This window comes from Peterkaempfera griseoplana (assembly GCF_001418575.1).
GTDB lineage: Bacteria > Actinomycetota > Actinomycetes > Streptomycetales > Streptomycetaceae > Peterkaempfera > Peterkaempfera griseoplana.
The window spans coordinates 1-3,574 of the sequence record NZ_LIQR01000621.1; the positions used below are offsets into that span (position 1 = coordinate 1).

At 70.6% G+C, this 3,574-nt stretch carries 3 protein-coding genes and 1 tRNA gene; all 4 read right to left on the reverse strand.

Annotation, left to right across the window (positions count from 1 at the left end; translation table 11 throughout):
- Window positions 1–77: 77 nt before the first annotated feature.
- Window positions 78–159, reverse strand: a tRNA-Leu gene (locus AOK09_RS34235).
- A 328-nt stretch (window positions 160–487) separates the two neighbouring features.
- Window positions 488–1,846, reverse strand: a complete 1,359-nt coding sequence (locus AOK09_RS34240) for an NAD(P)/FAD-dependent oxidoreductase (protein ID WP_055591112.1) — start codon at window positions 1,844–1,846, stop codon at window positions 488–490.
- A 394-nt stretch (window positions 1,847–2,240) separates the two neighbouring features.
- Window positions 2,241–3,188, reverse strand: a complete 948-nt coding sequence (locus AOK09_RS34245) for a Ppx/GppA phosphatase family protein (protein WP_055591113.1) — start codon at window positions 3,186–3,188, stop codon at window positions 2,241–2,243.
- Window positions 3,185–3,574: DUF501 domain-containing protein (locus AOK09_RS34250; protein WP_055591114.1), on the reverse strand; the 390-nt coding region annotated here is incomplete at its 5' end. The genes AOK09_RS34250 and AOK09_RS34245, both read right to left, overlap by 4 nt.

Here is a 3,574-nt window from a genome sequence, read left to right on the forward strand (position 1 = left end):
CCACCGTCACGGCGGGCAGCCGCGGCCCTTGTCACCGGGGGAGGTGAGCCGGCCGGGCGGCGGGGGCGTGGCAGGGGTGCCCGGAGCCGGATTCGAACCGGCACGACCTCTCGGCCAAGCAGTTTTAAGCTGCCCGTGTCTGCATTCCACCATCCGGGCGCACACCCCGCTTCCCCCGTTCGGGGACAGCATGAGCCTAGTGCGGCACACCATGACCTGCATGCCCGCCGTCACGGAAGTTGTCTTGTTTTCATGTCATCTGACGCATCATTAGCGCATGACGGGGTCCGAGGGATCGAACAGCGCCCCGTCGCCGACGGCCTGAACGCACAAGGAAGAAGCCCCCGGTCGACGGATGTCGACCGGGGGCTTCTTCCACGCCCGCGATATGCGGGGCGGCTCCGCCCGGCATCATGGCCGGCTGAGCACCACGGAGGTCGTGGTCCGGCGACGTTGCCGGGCGGAGGGCCTCCGAACTACCGCGAGGTCAGGACGCCTTGTCGGCGAGGGCCTTCTCGCTGCGGGGGGCGGGCACCGGGGCTGCCGCCTCGAAGAACGCCTCGCGGGGGTTCTCCATCTGCGACAGGCCAACGGTCTCGCGCTTGAGGAACATCGCCAGGGTCCAGTCGGTGAAGACCCGGACCTTGCGGTTCATGGTCGGCACCCGGCTGCCGTGGTACAGGCGGTGGAACCACCAGGCGGGGCGGCCCTTCAGCTTGTACTTGCCGAAGAGGATCGCCACACCCTTGTGGAGGCCGAGGCCCGCCACCGCGCCGAGGTTCTTGTGCTTGTACTCGGACTGCGGGAAGCCGCGCATCCCGGACACCACGTTGTCACCGAGCACGATGGCCTGGCGCACCGCGTGCTGGGCGTTCGGCGGGCACCAGGCGCCCTCGCCGACGGCCAGGTCGGGCACCTGGGCGTTGTCGCCGGCCGCCCAGACGTAGTCGAAGCCCTTGACCTGCAGGGTGGGGGCGGTGTCCACGTGGCCACGGGGGCCGAGCGGCAGGCCGAAGTCGGCCAGCACCGGGTTGGGCTTGACGCCGGCGGTCCACACGATGGTGGAGGCGTCCACCTCCACGCCGTTCTTCAGCACCACGTGCTTGTCGACGCAGGAGTCCATGGAGGTCTCCAGGAAGACCTCGATACCGCGCTCCTCGAGCTTCTCCTTGGTCCAGACACCGAGGTCCGGGCCCATCTCGGGGAGGATGCGGTTGGCGGCCTCGACCAGGATGAACCGCATGTCCTCGCGGCTCACCGTGTTGTAGATCTTCGCCGCGTCGCGGGCCATGTCCTCGACCTCGGCGATGGTCTCCACGCCGGCGAAGCCGCCGCCGACGAAGACGAAGGTGAGGGCCTGGCGGCGGACGTCCTTGTCCGTGGTCGACTCGGCCTTGTCGAGCTGCGCCATCACGTGGTTGCGCAGGCCGATGGCCTCCTCCACGGTCTTCATGCCGATGCCGTGCTCGGCCAGACCGGGGATGGGGAAGGTGCGGGAGACCGAACCGGCCGCCACCACCAGGTAGTCGAAGGGGAGTTCGTAGGCGTCGCCGGCCAGCGGGGTGACCGTCGCGACCTTGCGGCCGTGGTCGATCCCGGTGACATGTCCGGTCAGCACCTCGGCCTTCTGCAGGACGCGGCGCAGCGGCGCGACGAGGTTACGGGGGGCGACATTGCCGCCCGCGGCCTCCGGAAGGAAGGGCAGGTACGTCATGTACGACCGCGGGTCGACGACCGTGACGGTCGCCTCGCCGTAGCGCATCTTCTTGAGGATGCGCATCGCGGCATACAGGCCGACGTAACCACCGCCGACGATGAGGATGCGAGGACGCTCCGTGGTGCTCATATCCGAAAGTATCCAGCACGCTCTGGAGGACCCCTCGTGAGCCCGCTCACAAGCATCTGGACAGGGTGTGCTATATTTCGCGACCCTCATTCCGGGGGGTGCGGGACTGTGAGGGACGGAGCGCGGCGGGGCGGGACGGCCCGCGGCGCCGACGGCGTCCGGCCACCGCTGTGAGCAGCAACGATCGCGGGCGACCCGGCGTTCCCGGCACAGTCTTTCGATTCTCTGCATGGATCACGGACTTGGCCTGCGATCCTCACGCCTGGGCGGCCGACGACCTTCGTCCCACATATCGGACGCCGACTCCGGCAGACGGCACCGAAGCGCGGGAACTCCATGTGAAGAAATTCACGAAGTTCGTCCGGCCGCCCGGGCGTGTGACCCCCGCCAGGCCTCAGCCGGCGATGCTCCAGGCGATCCCGTCCAGGATGTCGTGCTCGCTGACGACCACCTCGGACGCCCCCAGCCGCTCCATCAGGGCCAGCAGCACCAGCGCCCCCGCCCCGATCACATCCACCCGGCCCGGGTGGATCACCGGGATCGCGGCGCGCTCGGCGTGGGTCGCGGCCAGCAGCCGCCGGGTCACCTCACGGACCTGCTCCAGCGGGATCCGCGAGTGGTGGATGCGCTCGGAGTCGTACTCGGTGAGCCCCAGCGCGATCGCCGCCACCGTGGTCACCGACCCGGCCAGCCCCACCAGGGTGCGCGCCTCGCCCAGGGGGACCGTCTCCGCGGCCGTGTCCAGCGCACGCTCGATGTCGGCCCGGGCCGCCTCGATCTGCCCGGCGGTGACCGGGTCGGAGCCGTGGAAGTGGCGCTCCGTCATCCGTACGCAGCCCACGTCGACCGAGCGGGCCGCGCGGACCGTGTCGTCGCCCAGCACGAACTCGGTGGAGCCGCCTCCGATGTCCGTCACCAGGAACGGCCGCTCCAGGTGCAGCCGGGCGGCGGCCAGCTCACGGGTGGCGCCGGTGAAGGAGAGCTGCGCCTCCTCGTCCCCGGTGATCACCTCGGGCTCGACGCCCAGGATCTCCACCACCCCGCGGACGAAGTCCTCGCGGTTCTCCGCGTCCCTGGAGGCGCTGGTGGCCACGAAGCGGGTGCGCTCCGGTCCGACACCGTGCTCATCGATCAGCGCCGCGTACTCGCGGCAGGCGGCGAAGGTCCGCTCCAGCGCCTCCGGCGCCAGCCGGCCGGTGCGGTCCACGCCCTGGCCGAGGCGGACGATGGTCATCCGGCGGTCCAGGTCCTTCAGCTCGCCGGTCTCCGGATCCAGGTCGGCGACCAGCAGGCGGATGGAGTTGGTGCCGCAGTCGACCGCGGCGACACGGGTGGTGCTCACTTCGTCTTCCCCTCTTCCTCGGCGCCGGCCGCCGCGCAGACGCAGGGGCCCTTGCGCCACCACTCCGGCAGCATGTCCAGTGCCTCGTCGCCGAGCGGGTTGACGCCCCGCCCGGCCGCCAGTGAGTGGCCGACCAGGACGTGCAGGCACTTCACCCGGTCCGGCATACCGCCGGCGCTGGGGAACCCCTCCAGGACCTCCACGGCGTCCCGCCGGGCCAGGTAGTCCTCATGGGCGGCCCGGTATCCGGCCGCCAGCTGCTCGTCCTCGCCGAGCCGGGCCGTCATCTCCTTCATGACGCCGTCGGCCTCCAGGGTGCCGATCAGCGAGGCCGCCCGGGGGCAGGTCAGGTAGTACAGGGTGGGGAACGGGGTACCGTCCTCCAG